24 protein-coding genes, 1 tRNA gene, 1 other RNA gene and 1 pseudogene are annotated in these 21,158 nt (G+C 72.6%); 17 read left to right on the forward strand and 10 right to left on the reverse strand.

Annotated features, from left to right (window positions below):
* Nucleotides 1–49: 49 nt before the first annotated feature.
* From QK442_RS16410 to ffs, 4 genes are all read right to left on the reverse strand, one after another.
* Nucleotides 50–1,798 carry a hypothetical protein gene (locus tag QK442_RS16410; protein ID WP_282694680.1) on the reverse strand — a complete coding sequence of 583 codons (1,749 nt, stop codon included), beginning with the start codon at nucleotides 1,796–1,798 and terminating at the stop codon, nucleotides 50–52.
* A gap of 250 nt (nucleotides 1,799–2,048) precedes the next feature.
* Nucleotides 2,049–3,299, reverse strand: coding sequence for a phosphoribosylamine--glycine ligase (gene purD / locus QK442_RS16415; protein WP_282694681.1), 1,251 nt, complete (start codon nucleotides 3,297–3,299; stop codon nucleotides 2,049–2,051).
* A gap of 61 nt (nucleotides 3,300–3,360) precedes the next feature.
* Nucleotides 3,361–5,436: a DNA polymerase III subunit gamma and tau gene (locus QK442_RS16420; protein ID WP_282694682.1), complete on the reverse strand. Its 2,076-nt coding sequence runs from the start codon at nucleotides 5,434–5,436 to the stop codon at nucleotides 3,361–3,363.
* Nucleotides 5,437–5,493: 57 nt separating this feature from the next.
* Nucleotides 5,494–5,592, reverse strand: an RNA gene (gene ffs / locus QK442_RS16425) — signal recognition particle sRNA small type.
* 108 nt (nucleotides 5,593–5,700) lie between these two features.
* Here ffs and QK442_RS16430 point away from each other — a divergent pair.
* Nucleotides 5,701–5,788 (forward strand) — tRNA-Ser (locus QK442_RS16430).
* Between the two features lie 135 nt (nucleotides 5,789–5,923).
* Complete coding sequence (locus QK442_RS16435; protein WP_282694683.1) at nucleotides 5,924–6,883, forward strand: phosphorothioated DNA-binding restriction endonuclease; 960 nt, start codon at nucleotides 5,924–5,926, stop codon at nucleotides 6,881–6,883.
* On the opposite strand, the gene QK442_RS16440 is transcribed toward QK442_RS16435, so the two are convergent.
* Both QK442_RS16440 and QK442_RS16445 read right to left on the reverse strand, forming a co-directional pair.
* On the reverse strand, nucleotides 6,858–7,286 hold the full coding sequence (locus QK442_RS16440) for a type II toxin-antitoxin system VapC family toxin (RefSeq protein ID WP_282694684.1): 429 nt from the start codon (nucleotides 7,284–7,286) through the stop codon (nucleotides 6,858–6,860). The two genes, QK442_RS16435 and QK442_RS16440, sit on opposite strands and share 26 nt — an antisense overlap.
* A complete protein-coding gene (locus QK442_RS16445; protein ID WP_282694685.1) occupies nucleotides 7,283–7,981 on the reverse strand; it encodes a hypothetical protein in 699 nt (232 codons plus the stop codon). Before QK442_RS16445 ends, QK442_RS16440 begins: the two co-directional genes overlap by 4 nt.
* Nucleotides 7,982–8,136: 155 nt before the next feature.
* On the opposite strand from QK442_RS16445, the gene QK442_RS16450 reads away from it, so the two are divergent.
* The 3 genes from QK442_RS16450 to QK442_RS16460 all read left to right on the forward strand — a co-directional run bounded on the left by QK442_RS16450 (nucleotide 8,137) and on the right by QK442_RS16460 (nucleotide 9,196).
* On the forward strand, nucleotides 8,137–8,496 hold the full coding sequence (locus QK442_RS16450) for a hypothetical protein (protein WP_282694686.1): 360 nt from the start codon (nucleotides 8,137–8,139) through the stop codon (nucleotides 8,494–8,496).
* A 65-nt stretch (nucleotides 8,497–8,561) separates the two neighbouring features.
* Nucleotides 8,562–8,777 (forward strand): type II toxin-antitoxin system VapB family antitoxin, encoded by a 216-nt coding sequence (locus QK442_RS16455; RefSeq protein ID WP_282694687.1) that lies wholly within the window; start codon nucleotides 8,562–8,564, stop codon nucleotides 8,775–8,777.
* The gene (locus QK442_RS16460; RefSeq protein WP_282694688.1) at nucleotides 8,774–9,196 is read left to right on the forward strand and encodes a PIN domain nuclease; all 423 of its coding nucleotides are present in this window, start codon (nucleotides 8,774–8,776) and stop codon (nucleotides 9,194–9,196) included. The genes QK442_RS16455 and QK442_RS16460 overlap by 4 nt, the downstream gene beginning before the upstream one ends.
* Nucleotides 9,197–9,498: 302 nt before the next feature.
* Here QK442_RS16460 and QK442_RS16465 read toward each other — a convergent pair whose 3' ends face one another.
* Entirely contained in the window at nucleotides 9,499–9,753 is a 255-nt protein-coding gene (locus QK442_RS16465; protein WP_282694689.1) for a hypothetical protein, read from the reverse strand.
* Nucleotides 9,754–10,309: 556 nt separating this feature from the next.
* On the opposite strand from QK442_RS16465, the gene QK442_RS16470 reads away from it, so the two are divergent.
* The 4 genes from QK442_RS16470 (at nucleotide 10,310) to QK442_RS16485 (ending at nucleotide 14,010) form a co-directional block, all read left to right on the forward strand.
* Nucleotides 10,310–10,723 (forward strand): hypothetical protein, encoded by a 414-nt coding sequence (locus tag QK442_RS16470; protein WP_282694690.1) that lies wholly within the window; start codon nucleotides 10,310–10,312, stop codon nucleotides 10,721–10,723.
* A gap of 60 nt (nucleotides 10,724–10,783) precedes the next feature.
* Nucleotides 10,784–11,458, forward strand: coding sequence for an ABC transporter ATP-binding protein (locus QK442_RS16475; protein ID WP_282694691.1), 675 nt, complete (start codon nucleotides 10,784–10,786; stop codon nucleotides 11,456–11,458).
* Entirely contained in the window at nucleotides 11,455–13,710 is a 2,256-nt protein-coding gene (locus QK442_RS16480; RefSeq protein ID WP_282694692.1) for an FtsX-like permease family protein, read from the forward strand. Before QK442_RS16475 ends, QK442_RS16480 begins: the two co-directional genes overlap by 4 nt.
* 81 nt (nucleotides 13,711–13,791) lie before the next feature.
* Nucleotides 13,792–14,010, forward strand: a complete 219-nt coding sequence (locus tag QK442_RS16485) for a DUF4287 domain-containing protein (RefSeq protein ID WP_282694693.1) — start codon at nucleotides 13,792–13,794, stop codon at nucleotides 14,008–14,010.
* Between the two features lie 4 nt (nucleotides 14,011–14,014).
* On the opposite strand, the gene QK442_RS16490 is transcribed toward QK442_RS16485, so the two are convergent.
* Nucleotides 14,015–14,488: a carboxymuconolactone decarboxylase family protein gene (locus QK442_RS16490; protein WP_282694694.1), complete on the reverse strand. Its 474-nt coding sequence runs from the start codon at nucleotides 14,486–14,488 to the stop codon at nucleotides 14,015–14,017.
* Between the two features lie 98 nt (nucleotides 14,489–14,586).
* Here QK442_RS16490 and QK442_RS16495 point away from each other — a divergent pair, with 98 nt between their 5' ends.
* The 3 genes and pseudogenes from QK442_RS16495 to QK442_RS16505 all read left to right on the forward strand — a co-directional run bounded on the left by QK442_RS16495 (nucleotide 14,587) and on the right by QK442_RS16505 (nucleotide 16,137).
* Entirely contained in the window at nucleotides 14,587–15,399 is an 813-nt protein-coding gene (locus tag QK442_RS16495; protein ID WP_282694695.1) for an alpha/beta hydrolase, read from the forward strand.
* 39 nt (nucleotides 15,400–15,438) lie between these two features.
* A pseudogene (locus tag QK442_RS16500) lies at nucleotides 15,439–15,944 on the forward strand (aldo/keto reductase); the annotation flags it as partial.
* Between the two features lie 16 nt (nucleotides 15,945–15,960).
* A complete protein-coding gene (locus QK442_RS16505; protein WP_282694787.1) occupies nucleotides 15,961–16,137 on the forward strand; it encodes a hypothetical protein in 177 nt (58 codons plus the stop codon).
* Between the two features lie 28 nt (nucleotides 16,138–16,165).
* Here the strand turns inward: QK442_RS16505 and QK442_RS16510 are convergent, their stop codons facing one another.
* Nucleotides 16,166–16,801 (reverse strand): MarC family protein, encoded by a 636-nt coding sequence (locus QK442_RS16510; protein ID WP_282694779.1) that lies wholly within the window; start codon nucleotides 16,799–16,801, stop codon nucleotides 16,166–16,168.
* A gap of 193 nt (nucleotides 16,802–16,994) precedes the next feature.
* Here QK442_RS16510 and QK442_RS16515 point away from each other — a divergent pair, with 193 nt between their 5' ends.
* Entirely contained in the window at nucleotides 16,995–17,411 is a 417-nt protein-coding gene (locus QK442_RS16515) for a YciI family protein (RefSeq protein ID WP_282694696.1), read from the forward strand.
* Between the two features lie 113 nt (nucleotides 17,412–17,524).
* The gene (locus QK442_RS16520) at nucleotides 17,525–17,812 is read left to right on the forward strand and encodes a metal-sensitive transcriptional regulator (RefSeq protein WP_282694697.1); all 288 of its coding nucleotides are present in this window, start codon (nucleotides 17,525–17,527) and stop codon (nucleotides 17,810–17,812) included.
* A 74-nt stretch (nucleotides 17,813–17,886) separates the two neighbouring features.
* On the opposite strand, the gene wrbA is transcribed toward QK442_RS16520, so the two are convergent.
* A complete protein-coding gene (gene wrbA / locus QK442_RS16525) occupies nucleotides 17,887–18,495 on the reverse strand; it encodes an NAD(P)H:quinone oxidoreductase (RefSeq protein ID WP_282694698.1) in 609 nt (202 codons plus the stop codon).
* A gap of 195 nt (nucleotides 18,496–18,690) precedes the next feature.
* Here wrbA and QK442_RS16530 point away from each other — a divergent pair, with 195 nt between their 5' ends.
* From QK442_RS16530 to pip, 3 genes are all read left to right on the forward strand, one after another.
* On the forward strand, nucleotides 18,691–19,338 hold the full coding sequence (locus tag QK442_RS16530; protein ID WP_282694699.1) for a TetR/AcrR family transcriptional regulator: 648 nt from the start codon (nucleotides 18,691–18,693) through the stop codon (nucleotides 19,336–19,338).
* A 181-nt stretch (nucleotides 19,339–19,519) separates the two neighbouring features.
* Complete coding sequence (locus tag QK442_RS16535) at nucleotides 19,520–20,095, forward strand: alpha/beta hydrolase (protein WP_282694700.1); 576 nt, start codon at nucleotides 19,520–19,522, stop codon at nucleotides 20,093–20,095.
* Nucleotides 20,096–20,105: 10 nt separating this feature from the next.
* Entirely contained in the window at nucleotides 20,106–21,059 is a 954-nt protein-coding gene (gene pip / locus QK442_RS16540; protein WP_282694701.1) for a prolyl aminopeptidase, read from the forward strand.
* The last annotated feature ends 99 nt before the right edge of the window (nucleotides 21,060–21,158 follow it).

Consider the following 21,158-nt stretch of genomic DNA (forward strand, 5'->3'; position numbering starts at 1 on the left):
GTCGTGAATCGACGAAGGTGGAACACGGCGCTCCGGTAAGGCGGGCCTTTCAGAGGAGGCGGACGGGCTTCTCGGGGCGGACGCCGGTGCTGCTGAGCCAGGCCCGGAGGGGGGCCGGGTCGCCCTCCTCGACCAGGGCGAGGACGCGCGGCCCGAGGTCGGTGGTCCGCTCGCCGCCGACGAGCAGCGCGGGCCCGTCGAGCCAGTCGAGACCGGGCGCGGCCGCGGTGGTGTCGACGGCGGCGCAGCAGACGAGCGCGGTGACGTGGTCGGCGAGCAGGTCCCGGCCGGTCCGGGGCGGGAGCAGCGGACCGGCCGGCCAGGGCCCGTCGGGTCCGGTGAACCCGGCGTCGCCGCCCGCCGTGGCCGCGACCCACGCCTCCCGCTCGGCCTCCTCGCGCGCCACCTGGGCGCTGAGCGCGGCGGCGAGCGCGTCGGCGACGGGATTGCGGACCTCGCTCTCCTCGCCGTCGTCCGGTGCGGGGTCCCGCGGCTGGCCGCCGGGCTCCGGCGGGGCCGTCAGGTGGGTGAGGACGCGGGTGAGGGTCGGACCCTCGGGGGTGCCGGGGGCGGGGGGCGTCGTGATCCGGTCGAGGACGCCGTGGAGGCGGGCCGCGTCCGCGCGCCACTTCCGGTCGACGACCTCCTCCGGGTAGCGGCTCCAGTCGACGGGCGCCCAGTCGGGGCCGGGCTCGGCCGGGCCGCCGTGGAAGAGGCGGGCGGCGAGCAGCGAGGCGGCCTCGTCCACGGCGCCGGGCTCCTCCAGGAGGTCGCAGGCGGGGCGCTCGCCGAGCCGGGCGGAGAAGCCCTCCGCCAGCCGGTCGCGCCGGGAGAGCTCGGTCAGGGCGGAGACGACCCCCGCGTCCAGCCCGGACGGCCAGCGGCCCATCCGCCAGGCGGGCAGCGCGACCCGGGTGAGGAGCCGGTCCCAGCCCGCGTAGGCGAGGCCGACCTGCTCCTGGGCGACGATCCGCGCCCCGTGGTCCACGGCCTGGGCCCGCTCGGAACCGGCGAAGGCGACCCCGCGCTCCATCTCGGCGGCGTGCGGCCCGCAGGCCCGCAGCAGCACCCGGGCCACCCCGGCGGCACCCCGGGCACCGAGCCGGCGGAGCGGGCCGAGGCCGGGGTCGCGGGGGACGGCGACGGCCGCGTCGAGGCCGCGGACGAAGCGGCGGGCGGCGGCTATGTCGGGATCCGCGGCCGGGCCCGTGCCGGCGACGACCGGCGCGAGGACCGCGCGCAGCTCCCCGACCCTCATCCACCACAGGAAGGGGGAACCTATGACGAGCACGGGGGCGCCCGGGCTGCCGACGGCTCCGGCTGCCCCGGCGCGGGCGTGCGCCGGGTGGGAGCGGTCCTCCAACCAGCTGTCGCAGTCCGGGGTCAGGGCTATCGCGGAGGGCGCCGGCACGTCGAGCCGGTCGGCGAGCTCCCGCACGAGGCGGTGGAGGTCGGGGGCGGCGGTCTCGGTGAGCTCCACCGTCGGCGTCACGGCCGGACGGGCGCGGGCCACGACGAGCGCGACGGCCGCGGCGGCGAGCAGGACGAGGACCGCGAGGACGGTGACGATCCAGCGGGCGGTGGCCCAGCCGGAACCGGTGAAGTGGCCGGTGACCTCGCCCGCGTACAGCACGACGGCGACGGCGGCGGGGAGCACCGCGGCCCCCAGCGCCCGCCCCCGGACGCGCAGGACGGCGAGGGCGCGGGAGCGCGCGGCGCGCGCGCCCCACTCCTCACCGAGGCTGCCGCTGTCATGGCCGCCGTTTCCGAAGCCGCTGCCGGACACGCCGTACCTCACCCCCTCACCTGTCCTCGACGGGACGATCCGTGGCGGTGTTGCTCACTCCCCCACTGTGACACCCGGCACTGACATCGCAATGCCGGTGGGCCAAGTGCCGGAACGCCTGCGCCGCACCCTAGTTGGGGCTTCGGCGGTCGTCATCCGGATGGCCGAGTCGTCACCCGATCGAATGGCTTTGGGTAAAGGTGGTGCCGGTGGCGCGGCCGTGCGGTTCACTGCGCGGCCGCGCCCGCGCCGCCCTTCCGGGTCAGGCCTGGGCGGCCTTGAGCGCGATGTCCGTACGGTGCTGGGAACCGTCAAGGCGGATGCGGCCGACTGCCGCGTAGGCGCGCTCGCGGGCCTGGGCCAGGTCCGAACCGGTGGCGGTGACGGAGAGCACCCGTCCGCCGGCGCTCACGACCTTCCCGCCCTCCTCCCGGGTCCCGGCGTGGAGCACGTACGCGTGCGGCGCGTCCTGCTCCGCGACCTCGGCCAGGCCCTCGACGGGGTCGCCGGTGCGCGGGGTGCCCGGGTAGTTGTGGGAGGCGACGACCACGGTGACGGCGGCCTCGTCGCGCCAGGCCAGCGGGGCCTGGTCGGCGAGGGTGCCGTTCGCGGCGTGCAGCAGGACGCCCGCGAGCGGGGTCCTGAGGCGGGCGAGGACGACCTGCGTCTCCGGGTCGCCGAAGCGGGCGTTGAACTCGATGACCCGCACGCCGCGGCCGGTGATCGCCAGACCGGCGTACAGCAGGCCGGAGAAGGGGGTGCCGCGGCGGCGCAGCTCGTCGACGGTCGGCTGGAGGACGGTCTCCATGACCTCGTCGACCAGCTTCGGGTCGGCCCACGGAAGCGGCGAGTAGGCGCCCATGCCGCCGGTGTTCGGGCCCTCGTCGCCGTCGAGCGCGCGCTTGAAGTCCTGCGCGGGCTGGAGCGGGAGGACGGTGGTGCCGTCGGTGATGGCGAAGAGGGAGACCTCGGGGCCGTCGAGGTACTCCTCGATGACCACCCGGTCGCAGGCGAGGGCATGGGCGCGGGCCGCCTCCACGTCCTCGGTGACGACGACGCCCTTGCCGGCCGCGAGCCCGTCGTCCTTGACGACGTACGGGGCGCCGAAGGCGTCGAGGGCCTCGTCGATCTCGGCGGGGGTGGTGCAGACGTAGCTGCGGGCGGTGGGCACGCCGGCGCCGGCCATGACGTCCTTGGCGAACGCCTTGGAGCCCTCCAGCTGCGCCGCTTCCGCGGACGGACCGAAGACGGGGACGCCGGCCGCGCGGACGGCGTCGGCGACACCGGCGACCAGCGGGGCCTCCGGGCCGACGACGACCAGGTCGGCGCCGAGCTCCACGGCGAGCGCGGCGACCGCGCTGCCGTCCAGCTGGTCGACGGGGTGCAGCTCGGCGACCTCGGCGATTCCGGCGTTGCCGGGCGCGCAGTGCAGAGCGGTGACGTCGGGATCGAGGGAGAGAGAGCGGCACAGGGCGTGTTCGCGGGCGCCGCCGCCGATGACGAGGACCTTCACGCCAGCCAGGGTATCCGGATGGCCGGGAAGACCCTTGTGCGGGCCACCGAGCGAGACAGCCCTACTCGTTCGTGTATTCCTCCACAACGGTGGCACCGAGCTCGCGCACGATCAGCTCGTGCCCGGAGAGCGCCGACTCCACGAGGTCCGGATCGTCCTCCTCCGGCACGTCGTCCTCGGGCGCGACGGCCTGCGGCTGCGCCTGTACGGGAGCGGGCGCGGGGGCCGGGGCGGAGGGAGCGGGGGCGGGGGCGGTCCGCACGGGCGCGGGGGCCTGGGGTGCGGGCACGGGAGCTGGTGCGGGAGCCGGCGCGGAAGGGACGGGAGCGGGGGCGGGCGGACGGGCCCCGCCTCCGGAGAAACCTCCGGAGAAGTTCCCGGCGGCGGGCGGGGGCGCGGAGCCGCCCGACGGGTCGACGATCGCCTCGATCTTCCAGTGCGCGTTGAACTGCTCGGCGAGCGCGGCCTTGAGGACGTCCTCGCTGCCGCTGCTCGCGAAGTTGTCCCGCGCGCCCGCGTTGAGGAAGCCGAGCTGGAGGGTGGTGCCGTCGAAGCCGGCCACCTGCGCGTTCTGGCTCAGCAGGATCCAGGTGAAGCGGCGCCGGTTCTTGACCGCTTCGAGGATGGACGGCCACATGTTCCGCACCTGGGCGGCGCCGGCCGCCATGTCCCCGGCCGGAGCCTGCGCGGCGGGCTGCGCCTGCGGCTGTACGGGGGCGGGCGCCGGGGCCTGGGGCGCGGGGGCCTGGGGCGCGGCGGTGGGCCAGCCGCCCGGCCGGGCCGCCCCGGGCCAAGCACCGGGCCGCGAGGTCTCCGGCTGGGCCTGCGCCTGTACGGGGGCGGGCGCAGGAGCAGGGGCCGGGGGCGGCGGAGGCGGCGGGGCCATCGGCGTATGGGCGTCGGGACCGGGGACGTACCCCATCGGCGGCCCGGGGGGCGGCCCCGGCGTGAAGACGGCGGCGGCCTGCGGCGCGGAGGCGGCCCCCCGCTCCAGCCGGTCGAGCCGGGCGAGCAGCGACCGCTCGTCGTCGAAGGCGGCGGGCAGCAGCACGCGCGCGCAGATCAGCTCCAGCTGGAGGCGCGGCGAGGTGGCGCCGCGCATCTCGGTCAGCCCGGCGTTGACGAGATCGGCGGCCCGGCTCAGCTCGGCGGCCCCGAACACGGAGGCCTGCGCCTGCATCCGCTCGACGACGTCGGCGGGAGCGTCGATGAGCCCCTTCTCGGCGGCGTCCGGCACGGCGGCGAGGATCACGAGATCCCGCAGCCGCTCAAGGAGATCGGCGACGAACCGCCGGGGATCGTTCCCGCCCTCGATGACCCGGTCGACCACCTCGAAGGCGGCGGCCCCGTCCCCGGCGGCGAAGGCGTCCACCACGGAGTCCAGCAGCGACCCGTCCGTATACCCGAGCAGAGAAGTGGCCATGGCATACGTCACACCCTCCTCGCCGGCACCGGCGAGAAGCTGGTCCATGACGGACATCGAGTCACGCACGGACCCGGCGCCCGCGCGCACGACGAGCGGCAGCACCCCGTCCTCGACGGGGATCCCCTCCCGCCCGCACACGTCCCCCAGGTACTCCCGCAGCGTCCCCGGCGGCACAAGACGGAAGGGGTAGTGGTGGGTCCGCGACCGGATGGTCCCGATGACCTTCTCGGGCTCGGTCGTCGCGAAGATGAACTTGAGGTGCTCCGGCGGCTCCTCGACCACCTTCAGCAGGGCGTTGAACCCCGCCGAGGTGACCATGTGGGCCTCGTCGATGATGTAGATCTTGTACCGGCTGGAAGCGGGCCCGAAGAACGCCTTCTCCCGCAGGTCACGGGCGTCGTCCACACCACCGTGCGAAGCGGCGTCGATCTCGATGACGTCGATCGACCCCGGCCCGTTCCGGGCGAGGTCCCGACAGGACTGGCACTCCCCACAGGGAGTCGGCGTGGGCCCCTGCTCACAGTTCAGGCACCGCGCGAGGATCCGCGCACTGGTCGTCTTGCCGCACCCGCGCGGACCACTGAACAGGTACGCGTGATTGACCCGGTTGTTCCGCAGGGCCTGCTGCAACGGGTCGGTGACATGCTCCTGCCCGATGACCTCGGCGAAGGACTCGGGGCGATAGCGGCGGTACAGCGCGAGAGACGACACGTATACGAGGTTATAGGCGCCCACCGACAACCCGGGAAACCCCAGCCCGCCCCCGAAAACGCAAGCGCCCCCCACGCACCCGCCAGAGCCGACCTACCCTTGCTGCCTTCCGGCCCTGGGGGAGTTCAGTCAGATAGCGCCGCGTGAGGGGCTCCGCCCAGCCTACCCGATCCGAACCCCCACCCCACCCCCCTCCCCACCACCACCTCCCCGCCCCCGGATCACGTTCGCGAGCACCCTCCGCGGTCATGTAATGTTCTCCCCGGAGGATTCGCCTAGAGGCCTAGGGCGCACGCTTGGAAAGCGTGTTGGGGGCAACCCCTCACGAGTTCGAATCTCGTATCCTCCGCCACGGCTGACCAGCCGAAACGAAGACCTCGACCGCACCGCGGTCGGGGTCTTCGTCGTGCGCCCGGCCTCAGTCTTGGTTTCATTCATTTCGGACATTTGATCACGAACCCCTGCGGTGCCACTACGATCGCCGGTCATGGACTGGCTGGAGCGGACCGCGACGTTGAGGCAGTGGACCAAGGGCGGGGAGCGGGCTCCCCACAAGCCGCTACTCCTGCTTTACGCCCTCAGCCGGTTCCAGGAGGATGCTGACAGCGAGCTGTTCTACAGCGCGGTGGAGGGGGACCTGAAGCGGCTGCTGGCCGAGTACGGTCCACCCAACAAGACAACGCCCGCCTACCCCTTCCACCATCTGACCAGCGACGGGGTGTGGGAGGTGCGCACCGACCGCGGACCCGGCAGCCCCGGGAGCGCGGTGCGGGAGCTGCGGGCATCCCGGGCTGTCGGGCGACTGGCACCGGAGCTGCGGGCGGCACTGCGGCGGGAGCCGGCGCTGCTGGGCCGAATGACGCGCGTACTGCTCGACCAGCACTTCCCACCCTCGCTGCACGGCGAAATGTGCGAAGCGATCGGGCTGGAGCTGGAGCCCACGGAGACCGGACGGCCCCCGTCAGCACGACGGCAGGGAAACCGGCGGATGCGGGAGCTGGTACTGACGGCCTACGAGTACCAGTGCGCCTTCTGCGGATACGACGGGCGGATCGGGGCCGCGCCGGTCGGCCTGGAGGCCGCGCACGTGCGCTGGTGGGCGTTCGGCGGCCCGGATGACGTCGACAACGGCCTGTGCCTGTGCGCACTGCACCACAAGCTCTTCGACAAGGGCGTCCTCGGTGTCGGCGACGGCCACCGCATCCTCGTCTCGCAGCACTTCGTCGGGCGCAGCCCCGCGGCCCGCGAGCACGTCACAGCCCTCGCGGGCCGCCGTCTCATCGGCCCGCAGCCGGGCGTCCGCCCCGTGGCGACGCGCCACCGTTCCTGGCACACCAGCCAGGTCTTCCACGGCGCCCCGCGCCCCGACGCAGATCTTCCGCGGAGCCGATCTCGCGGTGCCTCGCGCAACCGCCCGCAGGTCAGCCCTGGTACTCCCACGGGTTGAGCAAGAGCGCGCCGGTCCGGGCCAGATGCTTGACGTTCCGGCTGACAAGGGTCCACCCGTTCGCGAGGGCGGTGGCGGCGATCAGCGCATCCGGCGGATCGATGCTGGTTCCGGCGCTCTTCAGTTTCCGATGAAGGGCGAGGTACGCGAGGGCCTCCTGTTCTCCGACGGCCGCGATCCGGTCGCCGTAGTCAAGGCGAATGCCGTCGAGCGCCCGCTCGAAAGCGGCACGCCGTGCCTGGTCCGGCGTCGCAGCGATGCCGGCCTCGATCTCAGCAATCGTGATGACACTCAGGTAGAGGCCGGTTGCCGGGACCGAACGGGCCCAGGCGACAACAGTCGGAGCCGGCTTCGGCCGGGTGGTGATCTCGGAGACCACGTTGGTGTCGAGCAGATAGATCACTCGCCGTCCGCCGCATCGTCGTAGGAACGCTGCCCGAACTCCAGGCCCTCGAACGGTGCCGACTCAAGCCGATCAAGGAATCCGTCACTGCCGAGGGTGGCCCAGCGGTGAAGCATCTCTGGAAGGGCGTCGATGTCCGTGTCGGCGAGTTCGGCGTCGAAGTGCCCGAGCTGCTGTTCGGGCAAGGACTCCCGGATCTCCCGAATCGTCCGCAGCGGATGTGAATCTTCAGGCCGACGGGGCGGAAGCGGAAGGTTCGGGGCAGTACTCATGATCGGCTCCTCCACGAAGCGGTCCGCGGGCCCATACCTGGGGACAAGCCTAGAGTGGTCGGCCGCCGGGCAGGTCGGATCCGGGCGAACCCCAACCAGCCTGGTCTCGGTCCTGGTCTCATTCGCCCTCGTCCAGCCCCGTCCGGACAGGGCCACCCCGAACCCTCCGCCGCAGGTCAGGACGCCCCCGGCCCCCACCCGTACGAACATGTGGAAAGCGTGTTGGAGGCAACCCCTCACGAGTTCGAATCTCGTATCCTCCGCCGCCGCCTGAACAGGCGAAACGAGAAGCCGAGCCGCAACCTGCGGCTCGGCTTCTCGTCGTGCTCTGGTTGCATCTCCGGTTGCGTTTATATGCATCCACTTCAGATGTTTCGGGTATCTGATCCCCACTCCCGCGGCCTCGCCGATGCCGGCGCCCACCAACGGGGGAGTCCTGCCCCCGTACGGCATCTGCGGATCACAGGGGTACGACGCCCTTACTCATCGAGAAGACCCGGCCCCGGCGGGCCGCTGCTGCCGTTCCGGCTCCGCGTGGCTCCAGGGCGAGGGGCGGCGGCCGGACCGCTGCCCCGAGCATGGCTGAGGGATCCGCCGCCTTCGACCCGAGCGCGTTGGCGACCCGGCTGCCGGCCGCCCCGGCCACGGCTCCCGAACCAGCACCGTTCGAGGGCGGAGTGCCCTTCGCCACGAACACCGAGGAGATCGTCGCAGGGTGGGCGAAGCGCCTGCCGCACACCGACGTCCGCCAGCTCGCCCACGCCATCGACGCAGGTCATGCCATCGCCGTCGAGTACGTCGCCGCCTCCGGCAACCGCACGGTGCGCACCCTCAGCCGCCTCGAACTCGACCCGCCTCACCTCGAAGCCCGGTGCCACCTGCGAGAAGACGAACGCGTCTTGACCCTCTCCCGCGTCCACGGCGTCATGCCGACGTGAATCCATGACATCGATGAACCATGGAAGATATAATTGTTTCCATAGTTGATATACGGGAGGTGCGCATGAGCCGGACAGTGATTGACCTCGATGACCAGCTGGTGGCAGACGTGGCCAAAGCCCTGGGCACCAGCACCAAGAAGGAGACGGTCAACACAGCCTTGCGCGAGGTACTGGAGAACAGGCGGCGGGCGCTGGCCCTGACCCGCCTGCGCGCCGCGGCCGACGAAGGCGCGTTCGATCTGACGCTCTTCGAGGACAAGCGGAACTACCGACGGTGAACGCCGCGCTCTACCTGATCGACACCAGCGCCCTCGCCCGATTCATGCGGGGCGACGCGGAGCAGTACGGCTGGGACCAGGCAGCGGCCGCCGGTCTGATCGCCACGTGCCCCATCACGGAGCTGGAGTTCTTCTACAGCGCCCGATCGGCCGCCGACCGGGCACGCGGCATCGAGGACATACGGCTGCTCTTCGGCCGGGTCCCCGTCGACGACCGCGCTTACGACCGGGCCTGGCAGGTCCAGGAGGCCCTCACCAAGCAAGGCAAGCACCGCAGCGCAGGCGCGGTCGATCTCGTTGTCGCAGCGACTGCCGAGCTGCAGGGGCTTACCCTCCTGCACTGCGACCACGACTTCGAATGCATCGCCGCAGTAACCGGCCAGCCCCTTCAGTGGTACGGCCCGGAGGGGCGTAAGTAGTCGAGCAGTGGTTGCAGTCCTGGTTGCAGTCCTGGTTGCATCCGCCTCCGTCCGGGGCCGTCCGGAGGGAGGCGATGCACAGACTCCGTCGCAGGTCAGGACGGGCACGACCCACACCGGACGCCCGTACGAGCATGTGGAAAGCGTGTTGGGGGAAACCCCTCACGAGTTCGAATCTCGTATCCTCTGCCGTTCACCGGTTGCGGTTTTGGCTGCAGCCCCCGTCTACCGACCGTCGCCGACGAACCAGCCTTCCTCTCCGGATCGGCAGGTGCGGTCGACCTCCTGCGCAGCGAAGGCGATCACGTCGTCCTCGCCTTCGGTTCGGCCGCGGCCGTCGGGAGAGGCGTCTTCCCGCTGATGAGCCACCGCCGCAGCGCGCGGTCGTCGGCCGAGACCCGCAGGTGCCGGCCCGCGCGGCCGTTCCCCTGGTGAGGCACGTAGACCGGGACACTCTCGCCCGTAGCACTCCGCAGGGCGAGGTCCTCGTTCCCGAGGTGCCGGTACCCGCCGCAGAGCACCATCTCCTCGCCGTCGTCGACGTCCTTCCACGGCATGCCGTCCACACGCGCCCACGGCGTCCGGACCGGTGACGACGGCATCCGGGACGGTCCGCAGGCCGGCCACGGGAACCTCGGCTTCGGCGGCCAGGCCACACCCCTCCCGGACGGCCCGCAGGGCGGCCGCACCCGCGTCCAGCCTGCGGCCGTCCCAGCGGTAGGAGTGTCAAGAGGACTGGGTGCGCTCCCGGTCGAGGGCCTGAGGGCGCAAGCGTGGTCGAGGATGCGCCTGGGGTGGAGGGGGTGGAGGGGACAGGCCGAGGCACAGCCCGAGGCCGGTGTGGGGCGCTGCGGGCGGGCGCGAAGTTGATCACTTCTGTGGGCTCACCCGATCGCCCCCGTCCCCAGCGGACGCCTCCGACCTGCTGTTTCGTGGCGAGTGGGCGAGGGCGGCCTGACGGTCGGGCGCCAGTGAAGAGATTCTTTTTCGACGTTCCGTTCACCGGATCGGGGGTGATCAGCACAGAGGGACGTTCCTGCGTCATGCACCCCGTAGCGAAGTCGATACGTTCCGTGACGACCAGTCGGCTCTTCAAGCGAACAGGGGCGTTTCATGGGGAAGTTCAGGAAGTCGGTGACGGCAGTGGTCGTCTCGGGGCTGTTCTTCGGCGGGGCGGGGGTGGCGGTGGCGGACTCGTGGCGCGAGCTGAAGATGCGCTCGCCGGGGGTCGCCTTCACCGGGTCCTACAAGTGGGAGCCAAAGTTCGTCCACCGTGGTGGATTCCACGTCAAGGGAAAACTGAGCGACACCGACAGCCGCGACGGGCACAACGTCTACATCCGGGCGCGGGTCGAAGCGTACGACTGGACCCGGGTCAAGGGTGTCCAGAAGGAGTCGGTCCCCGTCGATCACGTCTTCTTCGACGGCGCGATGCTCGAGACCACCGAGGCGCAGATCCAGGCCTGCCGGGATCGCGGCGCGCTACGGCCGGACAACTGCTCGGAGCTTCGGAAGTTCGCACGCTGACCATCGGCCGTCCAGGGGAGCCGCGCCCAGCGGCTCCCCTTTTCCGAGGAGCCCAGGACTGTGGACGTCATCCTCCGCGCCGAGGGCGTGGACTTCTTCTACGGGGAACAACAGGCGGTCAGCGGGGTCGACTTCACCCTCGCGCGCGGGGAGGTGGCCGCCATCATGGGGAGCAGCGGCTCCGGGAAGTCCTCCCTGCTGTACTGCCTCGCCGGTGTGCTTCCGCCGGCGAAGGGGACGGTGACCTTCGACGGTGTGGTGCTGTCGTCCCTGCCGGACGCCGAGCTGAGTGCCTTGCGCCGGGAGCGGATCGGGTTCGTCTTCCAGTACGGGGAGCTGCTCGACGAACTGACCGTCGAGGAGAACGCCGCCCTTCCCCTGCGGCTGGCGGGTGTCGCCAAGGACCGGGCCCACGCGGCGGCCGGCCGCGTCCTGGGACGGCTGGGCATGGGCGGGCTTCTCCGCCGCCGGGCGTCGAAGCTGTCCGGCGGGCAGCGGCAGCGGATCGCCGTCGCGCGTGCCCTCGTCCACCAGCCGGACGTGGTGTTCGCGGACGAGCCGACCGGTGCGCTCGACAGTGCCAACGCCTCGGCGGTCCTGGAGGAGTTCCTGCGGCTGGCGAGGGACCAGGACACCGCCGTGGTCGTCGTCACGCACGATCCGGACGTCGCCGCCGAGGCCGATACCCGGTACGCGATGGTGGATGGTGTGCTCAGCCGTCGGGTGGCTGCGTGAATCCCTTTCTCCTCGGGCTGCGTCTGCTGTGGGGCAGCGGGCGCCGGGGGCGTACGCGCTTCCTGCTGATGGCCTTCGGCTCCGGCCTGGGAGTGGCCCGCCTCGCGGCGGTGCTGACCATCCCCACGATCCTCGCGGCCCACGACGCGCGCACCGCCGCACGCTCGCCGCAGGCCGCCGGACAGGGGAGCGTCGCCTACCAGGAGTTCGTCGATCCGTACGGATCGAGGCCCCTGCGGCGGGTCTTCCTGGCCCGTACCGGACCGGGAGAGGCGGTGAGGCCCCCCGGGCTCACCTCGCTCCCCGGCCCTGGCGAGACCATCGTCTCGCCGGAGCTGCGGGACGTCCTCGCCGCACACCCCGGTGTCTCGGGGCTGGTGCCCGGCCGGGTGACGGGGGTCATCGGGCCTGAAGGGCTCGGTGGGCCGGACGAGCTCTACGCCTATGTGGGCACCGCTCCGGACAAGCTGACCGAGCCGCGTCCGCTCGCCGGCTTCGGGGGCGGCCGCCTCCGGGACGAGGTCATCGACCGGGAGACCCTGGGCATCCTCCGGTTCACCCTCGGGTGCATCGTGCTCCTCCCCCTCGCCGTCTTCCTCTCCGTCTGCGCGCGCCTTTCCGGGGAGTCCCGCGCACGGCGGCTGGCCGCGCTGCGGCTGGTGGGGCTCAGCATCAAGGACACCGTGCGGGTCAGCGCGGGGGAGAGTGTCGCGGCGGCGTCCGCCGGGGCGGTGCTCGGGCTCATCGGGTACCTCGGGGCCAACGAGGTCATGGCGCGGATCGGGCTGCCGGGGTTCCGGTGGTACCCGGCGGACGGGCGGCCCGCGTGGTCGACCGTGGCGGTGTGTCTGGTCGGGTGCCCCGCGCTCGCGTGGGTCATCGGCCTGTTCAGCGCCCGGCGGGCCGCGCTCTCGCCGATCGCGGTGCGCCGGACCGCGGAGCGCCGGCCGCCGCGGCGGCTCGGGGCGCTGCTGCTGGTGCCGGGGACGGGGGTGATCGGCGGTTACTGCGTGATGAGCGTGATGGGACGGGACCCGTCCGGTGGGTCCGCCGGTTCCACGCTCGTTCCCTGCGCCGTGCTGCTGACCGGCGCGGGGCTCGTGTTCGGGCTGCCGCCCCTCACCGCCTGGCTCGCCCGGCGGCTCGCCGACGTCTCCCGGTCGCTGCCGTTGACGCTGGCGATGCGGCGTACGGAGGTGGATCCGGGATCCTCGCTCCGGGTGGTCACCGGGCTCGTGCTACTGGCGTTCGGGGCATCGCTCACACAGGGCGTGCTCATCGAGTTGGACCAGGTGAGCCGGCGTACGGCCCCGTTGCAGGAGTACGTGCTCGCGTTGAAGGACCTCAGCCCTGCGCAGCAGCGGGAAGTGGAGCGGCTGCCCGCGGTGCGGACGCACTTCGTCTCGTACAGCTCGTGGCATCCCCCTGGGGAGTTCTCCGACAGTCCCCTCGGGCTGGTGGTCGGTACCTGCGAGCAGGTCACCGCGACCGCGACCTCGGTGCGCGGGTGCGTGGACGGGAGGGTCATGCGACTGCGCGACAGGAACACCTCGTACGAGGACGACCCGAAGCCGGGTGAACGCTTTCCCTTCGCGCTCCGGGACGGCCGGAAGGCCGTCGTCACCGTCCCCGACGCCCGTGTCGACGTGCGCGCCCACCAGCCCTCCGTGCTCCAGTCCGGCGCGCTGCTCGTCCCGCCCTCCCTCCTGCCCGCCGGGCTCGCCGCCGAGGGCGGGAGTCTGACGCTGGTGTCCGCCGCCGACGCCGGAACCGTACGCGAGGTGCTCGACGGCATCGGGGCGGTGGTGCCCACCGCGGAGGTGGAGGCCGTGGGGATCGCGGTCGAGGCGCTGGCGCAGTTGGGCGTCATCCGGAGTCTGCTCGGCGTGGGGATGGTGCTCGGGCTGGTGGTGGGGATGGCCGCGTTCGTCGTCTCCGTGGCCGACCGGGCGTTGGAGCGGCGGGGGCAGGTGGTGGCGTTGGGGCTGCTGGGGGCTCGGTCGGGGACGTTGCGAGTGGTGCAGGTGGTGCAGGTGCTGGTGCCGTTGGGGGTGGGACTCGGCGGGGCCGTGGTGGCGGGGTGGCTGGCCGAGTCGAGTTATCTGATCACCGGGGGCGGGGCCGTGCACTGGGACTGGGAGGGGTTGCCGGTGCTCGTGGGGAGTGCGGTGGGGGTGCTGGTGGTGGCCGGGGTCGCCTCCGTGCCTGTCGTGCGGAGGCATGCCGATCCCGAGCACATTCGGAGGGATTGAGCCGGGGGGCGATGAGTTCTGCGGGGAGCGGGGGTCTCTTGTTGCGAGCCTGTTTGTTCTCGTCTCGCTTCGGAGGTCGTCGTGTCCAGTGCCCCCGCACCCAAGGGTCCCGCCAGTTACTTCCCGTCCATCGAGAAGAAGTACGGGCGGCCCGTGTCCGAGTGGTTCGCGGTCATCCGGTCCTCGCCGCTCAGCGGGCACATGGAGCTCGTGGCCTGGCTGAAGGGCGAGTACGGGATGGGGCACGGGCACGCCAACGCGCTCGTCGCCGCCGTCCGGGCCGAGGACGGGAGGCGGTAGCCGGTCAGGCGAACTGACCCGGGACGTAGTCGCCGGCCGGCTGCCGGGTCATGACGTTGAGGCGGTTGAAGGCGTTGATGACGGCGATCAGGGAGGCCAGGGCGGCGAGCTGCTCCTCGTCGTAGTGCTTGGCGGCGTTCTCCCACGCCTCGTCGGTGACGCCGGGGTGGTGGTCGGCGAGGCGGGTGCCCTGCTCGGTCAGTTCCAGGGCCGCGCGCTCGGCGTCCGTGTAGACCTTGGCCTCGCGCCAGGCGGCCACCATGTTGAGGCGGAGGGCGGTCTCGCCGGCCGCCGCGGCGTCCTTGGTGTGCATGTCCAGGCAGAAGCCGCAGCCGTTGATCTGGCTCGCGCGGATCTTCACCAGCTCCTGGGTGCTGTGCGGGAGCACCGCGTCCGGGATCGCGAAGCCGGCCGAGGCGAGGTGCTTGACGACCTTGGCGGCGATCGGGCTGGCGAAGAGGTTGAGGCGGGCGTCCATGGGGTCCTCCGTAGTGTTCGTTGTTCGTTGTTCGTGGGCTTTCATCGGACTGACGGAGGCCGGACCGTGGGTGTGACAGGGGTGGGGCGGAGATGGACGTGAGCTACGTCACTCGGGAGTTCGTGCGCGGGGGTGTGTCCCTGTCGGTGCGCGACTGGGGCGGGGACGGGGCCGGCGTACTGCTGCTGCACGGGCTCGCCGGGCACTGCGGGGAGTGGGACGGGATCGCACGGCGGCTGCGCGGGGACGGGTACCGGGTCCTCGCCCTCGACCAACGGGGGCACGGGGAGAGCGAGCGGCGGCCGGAGGACGTGTCACGGGCCGCCTGCGTCGACGATGTGCTGGGGCTCGTCGAGGAGTTCGGCGGCGGTCGGTCCTTCGTGCTCGTCGGGCAGTCGTACGGCGGGCTCGCCGCGCTGCTCGCCGCCGCCCGGCGGCATCCTCGGATCGCCGGGGCCGTCCTGGTCGAGGCCGGGCCCGAGAAGTCCTCGCCCGAGGAGGCGGCGCAGGTCGTCGGGTGGCTGATGGGGTGGCCGGTGCCGTTCGGGAGCCGGGAGGAGGCCGTCGCGTACTTCGGGGGCGGGGCCGTCGGCGAGGGGTGGGCCTCCGGCCTGGAGGAGCGGGACGGGGGGTGGCGGCCGCGGTTCGACGCCTTCGTCCTGGGCCACTCGCTCGGCGAGAACGCCTTCCGTTCCTGGTGGGAGGAGTGGGACGCCATCGACGTGCCCCTCCTCTCCGTCCTCGGGCAGCACGGGATCATCGGCGCGGAGCAGTGGGACGGGATGGCCCGGCGGCAGCCGGGGCTGCGCGGGCTCTGCCTGCCGGGCGCCGGGCACGATCTGCACCTGGAGCGGCCGGAGGAGCTGTACGGGGCCGTGGCGGCGTTCCTCCGGGAGGTCACCGGGCCGTAGCTCGCCTTCGAGTGCGCTCCAGCTCCCAGGGCGCGGCGCATGCGCTATCGGGTACTCGGCGGGACCGGGATCGAAGCCAGCGCCTACTGCCTCGGCACCATGATGTTCGGGTCGGTCGGCAACCCCGACCACCAGGACGCCGTAAGGATCGTCCACTCCGCCCTCGACCGGGGATCAACTTCGTCGACACCGCCGACACGTACTCGGCAGGCGAGTCCGAGGAGATCGTCGGCAAGGCGCTGCGCGACCCGCGCCGCCGCGACGGGACCGTGCTCGCCACCAGGGTGTACTTCCCCGTCGGCGGGGAGGGGCCCGGCCGGGGCGGGCTGTCCCGGCGGTGGATCGTGCGGGCCGTGGAGGCCGGCCTCACGCGGCTCGGGACGAACCGGATCGACCTCTACCAGGTGCACCGGCCCGACCACCGCACCGACGTCGAGGAGACCCTGGACGTCCTCGGCGACCTCGTCTCCCAGGACGAGATCCGGGCCTTCGGCCGCTCGGCCTTCCCCGCCGAGCGGATCGCCGAGGCGCACGCCGTCGCCGAGGTCGCCGAGGTCGCCGATGATCCGCGCCGGGGTCGTCGGCAGCCGGGACGCGACCGTGCCGGTGGAGAACGGCCGGGAGCCGGCGGCGGTGACCGGCGGCGGCGCGTACACCGAGACCGGCGCCGGGCACGTGGTCCTCTTCGAGAAGGAGAACGAGTGCGTGGCGACGGTGACCGGCTTCCTCGATGCCTGACGGGACACGGTGTCCGAGGGGAACGGGGCTAGTACCGGTCCAGGACGGGGACCCCGAGGTCCGAGAGGCCGTCGAGGATCAGGTCCACGCCGACCGCCGCCAGCAGCAGGCCGAGGAGCCGGCCGAGGAGTTCGATGGTCGAGTGGTGGGTGCGGCGCAGGATCGGGGCGAGCAGCAGGACGCAGATCAGGTCGAACGCGATGACCGTCGCGTACGCCCCGACCACCGTCGAGCGCCAGCTGAACGAGGAGCGGTCGGCGGCCTCGACCAGCAGGGCGGTCATCGCGAGCGGGCTGACGACGTACGGCATGAGGAGTTCGCGGACGCCGCTGCGGACGTCGGGGGCGTCGTCGTGCGGGCCGTCGGAGCCGAGGTGCATGCCGAGGACGAGCCCGACGGCGTAGAGGAAGAAGATGACGCCGCCCGCGAGCTGGAGGGCGGGGGTGCTGATGTGGAAGAGGTCGAGCAGCCAGGGTGCCGTGCCGCCGGTGACCAGGCCGACGAGGACCGCCGCGCCGGAGGAGACCAGGGCGATCATGCGGAGCTGCCGGGCGGGGTGGACCTGGGCGAGGCCGGCGAAGGAGAGCAGCACCTTCGGCGGGCCGACGACGGAGAAGAAGGTGATGAAGGCCGCGGAGAAAGTGAAGGGGGTCACAGCGGACATCATGGGGCGGTCGGGTGATTCCGGGCGTATTTCTGGATTCCGTCCGCGCGGTGTCGAGATCCCCGGGGCGGCTCCGACTCACCTTCGAGAGACACCGAAGAGAGGCGCCGAGAGGCACCGGGAAAGGCACCGGAAGGTGCCGGGAGAGGCACCCGCCCCCCTACCCGCCTCCCCACACGGCACGGAGGACGTCATGAAGTACATGGTGATGGTTCAGGGCTCGCACGCCGACTACGAGGCGATGTCCGGGCGCGGCTCGGCGCAGAGCCCGGCCTGGGACAAGGAGTCGCTCACGGCGATGTTCGACTTCATGAACACGCTCAACGAGGAGCTGCGCGCGAGCGGCGAGATGCTCGACGGGCAGGGCCTGGCCGACCCGGGCGAGACCCGCCTCGTCTCGCTGGACGCGGAGGGCCGCCCGGTGGTGACGGACGGCCCGTACGCGGAGACCAAGGAGGTCCTGGCCGGCTACTGGATCCTCGACTGCGCGAGCCTGGACCGCGTGACGGAGATCGCCGCCCGCGTGGCCCGCTGCCCGCAGCCGCCCGGCGCCCCGGAGTACCCGGTGGTGATCCGCCGGATCGACGAGACGGGGCCGACGCTGGACTGAGCTGGACTGGGCGGGCCGCAGGGAATCATCGCGGCAGGTGTCATCCTTGAATGACGAAGGCCCCTGTCCGGGGGGGTGAATCACCCCCCTGGGGTATCTGCTGAGGAGCGGTTGTGGAACTCGATCTCGCGGGCGCGGAGCTCAAGGCCGTGTTGAACCGGCTGCGCCGGGCGCAGGGGCAGATCTCCGGCGTGATCCGGATGATCGAGGAGGGGCGTGACTGCGAGGAGGTCGTGACCCAGCTGGCCGCCGCCTCGCGGGCGCTGGACCGGGCCGGGTTCGCGATCATCGCGACGGGGCTCCAGCAGTGCCTGACGGACATGGAGAACGGGAAGCGGGACGGCGAGGACCCGGACAAGATGCGGGCCCGGCTGGAGAAGCTGTTCCTGTCCCTGGCCTGAGCCCCCGTACGTACGCAGAAGCACCCCCGGCGGAGATTTTTCGCCGGGGGTGCTTCCGTGTGCGTACGGGGTCGTCAGTCGACCGCGAGGCCCTTCAGGCGCTTGGCGATCGTGGTCAGGCGGGTGCCCTGGTAGCGGGCGGCGGCCAGGACGTTCTCGCCGGGGGCGCCGTTGGCGGCGGGGTGGGCGGTGCCGTACGGGTTGCCGCCGGCCGCGTAGACGGCGGGGTCGGTGAAGCCGGGGGAGACGATGACCGAGCCCCAGTGGTGGAAGGTGTTGTAGAGGGCGAGCAGCGTGGACTCGTTGCCGCCGTGGAGGTTGTGGGCGCTGGTGAAGCCGGTGGCGGGCTTGTCCGCCATGACGCCGCGCTGCCACAGGCCGCCGGTGGTGTCGATGAACTGCTTCAGCTGGGCCGCCACGTTGCCGAAGCGGGTCGGCGAGCCGAGCGCGTACGCGTCCGCCCACTCCAGGTCCTCCAGGGTGGCGAGCTCGACGTCGGTGGTGGCGTCGACGTGGGCGCGCCAGGCCGGGTTGGCGTCGATCGCGGCGTCCGGGGCCAGCTCGGGGACGCGGCGCAGCCGCACCTCGGCGCCGGCCTTCTCCGCGCCCTCGGCGACCGCCTGGGCGAGCTGGTGCACGGAACCGGTGGACGAGTAGTAGACGACGGCGACCTTCACGGACATGGCGGGCTCCTCGCAACGACGGCACTCAAGCGGATCACTTTCCGCTTAGCTGCCCCGAGGTTAATCGGATAGCTATCCGGATCGCAAGGGGGGCGGGTATGCTCGAAGGACGAAGGACGGGGACACGGACGAGCGGTGCCCCGACCGACCGGACACACCGACGACGGGGGCGCGACGAAGGGCAGGGACAGGCCGATGAGCACGAGAAGAACGGGAACCGGCGACGGGCCCGCACCCCTGCTCACCGTGCTGCCCACCACGCCCGGAAGCGGCCGGAGCCCCGCCCCCGAGCGCGCCGACGCCGCCCGCAACCGGCGCCGGATCCTCGACGCCGCCGCCCGGATCGTCGCCGAGAAGGGCCCCGACGCGGTCACCATGAACCAGGTCGCCCACGCCAGCGGCATCGGCGTCGGCACCGTCTACCGCCGCTTCGGCGACGTCTCACAGCTGCTGTGGGCGCTGCTCGACGAGCGCGAGCGCCGGTTCCAGGAGGCGTACATGAGCGGCCCGCCGCCGCTCGGCCCCGGCGCCCCCGCCGACGAGCGGCTCGACGCCTTCTTCGACGCGCTCGTCGACCGCGTCGCCGAGCAGCGCGCCATCCTGCTCGCCGCGCACTCCGCCGCGCCCCGCAGCCGCTACCACGGCGGCGCCTACCAGCTCATGCACACGCACGTGGCGATGCTGGTCTCCCTGATCCGGCCCGGCGCCGACGCCACGCTCCTCGCCCACCTCCTCCTGGCGCCCTTCTCGCCGGACCTGATGCACCACCTCACGGTCGAGCAGGCGCTTCCCGCCGAGCGGGTCAAGGCGGGGGTACGGGAGCTGCTCGCGTTCCGCGCGTAGCGCCCAGGGCGGGCCCGGGCACGGACGTACGCGGTCGGTGGCCCGGCGCGCTCGCGTTCCGCGCCCATCACCCATCACCCATCGCCCAGCGCCTAGCGCCTAGCGCCCAGCGCGGGCCCGCCCGTGTCCGTCCCTCGGAATCCTCTGGACCGCGCCTCCGCCCGCCCCTCACGATCGGGCCATGCACCCGCCGAAGACCTTCCTCGTCCTCCACGGCTTCCAGAACCACCGGCCCGCCGGCCACTGGCAGCACTGGCTCGCCGGCGAGCTGCGCGAGCGCGGCCACGAGGTCCGCTACCCGCAGCTGCCCTCGCCCGACGCGCCCGTCCTCGACGACTGGCTGGCCGCCCTGGAGGAGCACGGGAAGCGGCCGGCCGGGGAGGGCGAGTTCGTCGTCCTCGCCCACAGCCTCTCCGTACTGCTCTGGCTGCGGGCGGGCGCGCGCAGGCCCGAGGCCGACCGGGTGCTGCTCGTCGCCCCGCCCTCCCCCGCCGTCACCGCCTCCATCCCGGAGATCGCCGCCTTCGCCGACGGGCTCGACCTCTCCGAGGCGGGCATACCGGCCCGGCTCGTGTACGGGGACGGCGACCCGTACTGCCCCGAGGGCGCCGCCCTCCACTACGGCACCCCGCTCGGCCTCGACCCCGACCTCGTCCCGGGCGGCGGCCACCTCACCCCCGACTCCGGCTTCGGGCCCTGGCCCGCCGTCCTGCGCTGGTGCGAAAACCCGGAGACCCGGATCACCGGCACCGAGTAGCGTCGGCCGGATGCGCCCCGAGACCACCCCGTACGCCGCCCCGTACGAAGAAGGCCTGCTCGACGTCGGAGACGGCAACCGCATCCACTACGAGGTCCACGGAAACCCCGCCGGCAAGCCCGCGCTCGTCGTGCACGGCGGGCCGGGCTCCGGGTCCTCCCCGACCGCGCCCCGGCTCTTCGACCCGGAGAAGTACCGGGTCGTCCAGTTCGACCAGCGCGGCTGCGGACGCTCCCTCCCGCACGCGAGCGACCCCGCCACCGACCTCTCCGTGAACACCACCGCCCACCTGGTGGCCGACATGGAGCGGCTCCGCGTCCACCTGGGGATCGACCGGTGGCTGCTGTACGGCGGCTCCTGGGGCTCGACGCTGATCCTCGCGTACGCGGAGGCGTACCCGGAGCGGGTGAGCGAGATCGTCCTCGCCGCCGTGACCACCACCCGCCGCTCCGAGACGGCCTGGCTGTACGAGGGCGTCGGCCGCTTCTTCCCGGAGGCGCACGAGCGGTTCCGGGCCGGGGCCCAGGTGGAGGACCCGGGGGAGCTGGTGGGGGCGTACGCGGCCCTGATGAACCATCCCGACCGGGCCGTACGGGAGAAGGCGGCGGCCGACTGGTGCGCCTGGGAGGACGCCGTCCTGTCGATGGAGGGCCAGGGGACCCCGTACACCGACCGCGTCGACGACACCCGGCTCGGCTTCGTCCGGATCTGCTCCCACTACTTCGCGCACGGCGCCTTCCTGGAGGAGGGCGCCCTCATCCGGGACGCGCACCGGCTCGCCGGCATCCCCGGCGTCCTGGTCCACGGCCGGCTCGACATGGGCGGGCCGCTCACCACCGCCTGGGAGCTCGCCCGCGCCTGGCCGGACGCCGAGCTCCACGTCGTGGAGAGCGCCGGGCACCTGGGCGGCGAGGAGACCCGGCGACTGGTCGTCACCGCCCTGGAACGCTTCGCGAGCAGGTGACGCGGGCGCGCGGCCGGGGTCGTACGGAGGGATCATCGAGGCATGGACCCGGCCAGGAGGTGAAGGCCGATACGAAAGGTACGTAAGGCGCGAAGGGCA

Origin of the sequence: Streptomyces sp. CC208A, from assembly GCF_030010625.1 — a bacterium.
Lineage (GTDB): Bacteria > Actinomycetota > Actinomycetes > Streptomycetales > Streptomycetaceae > Streptomyces.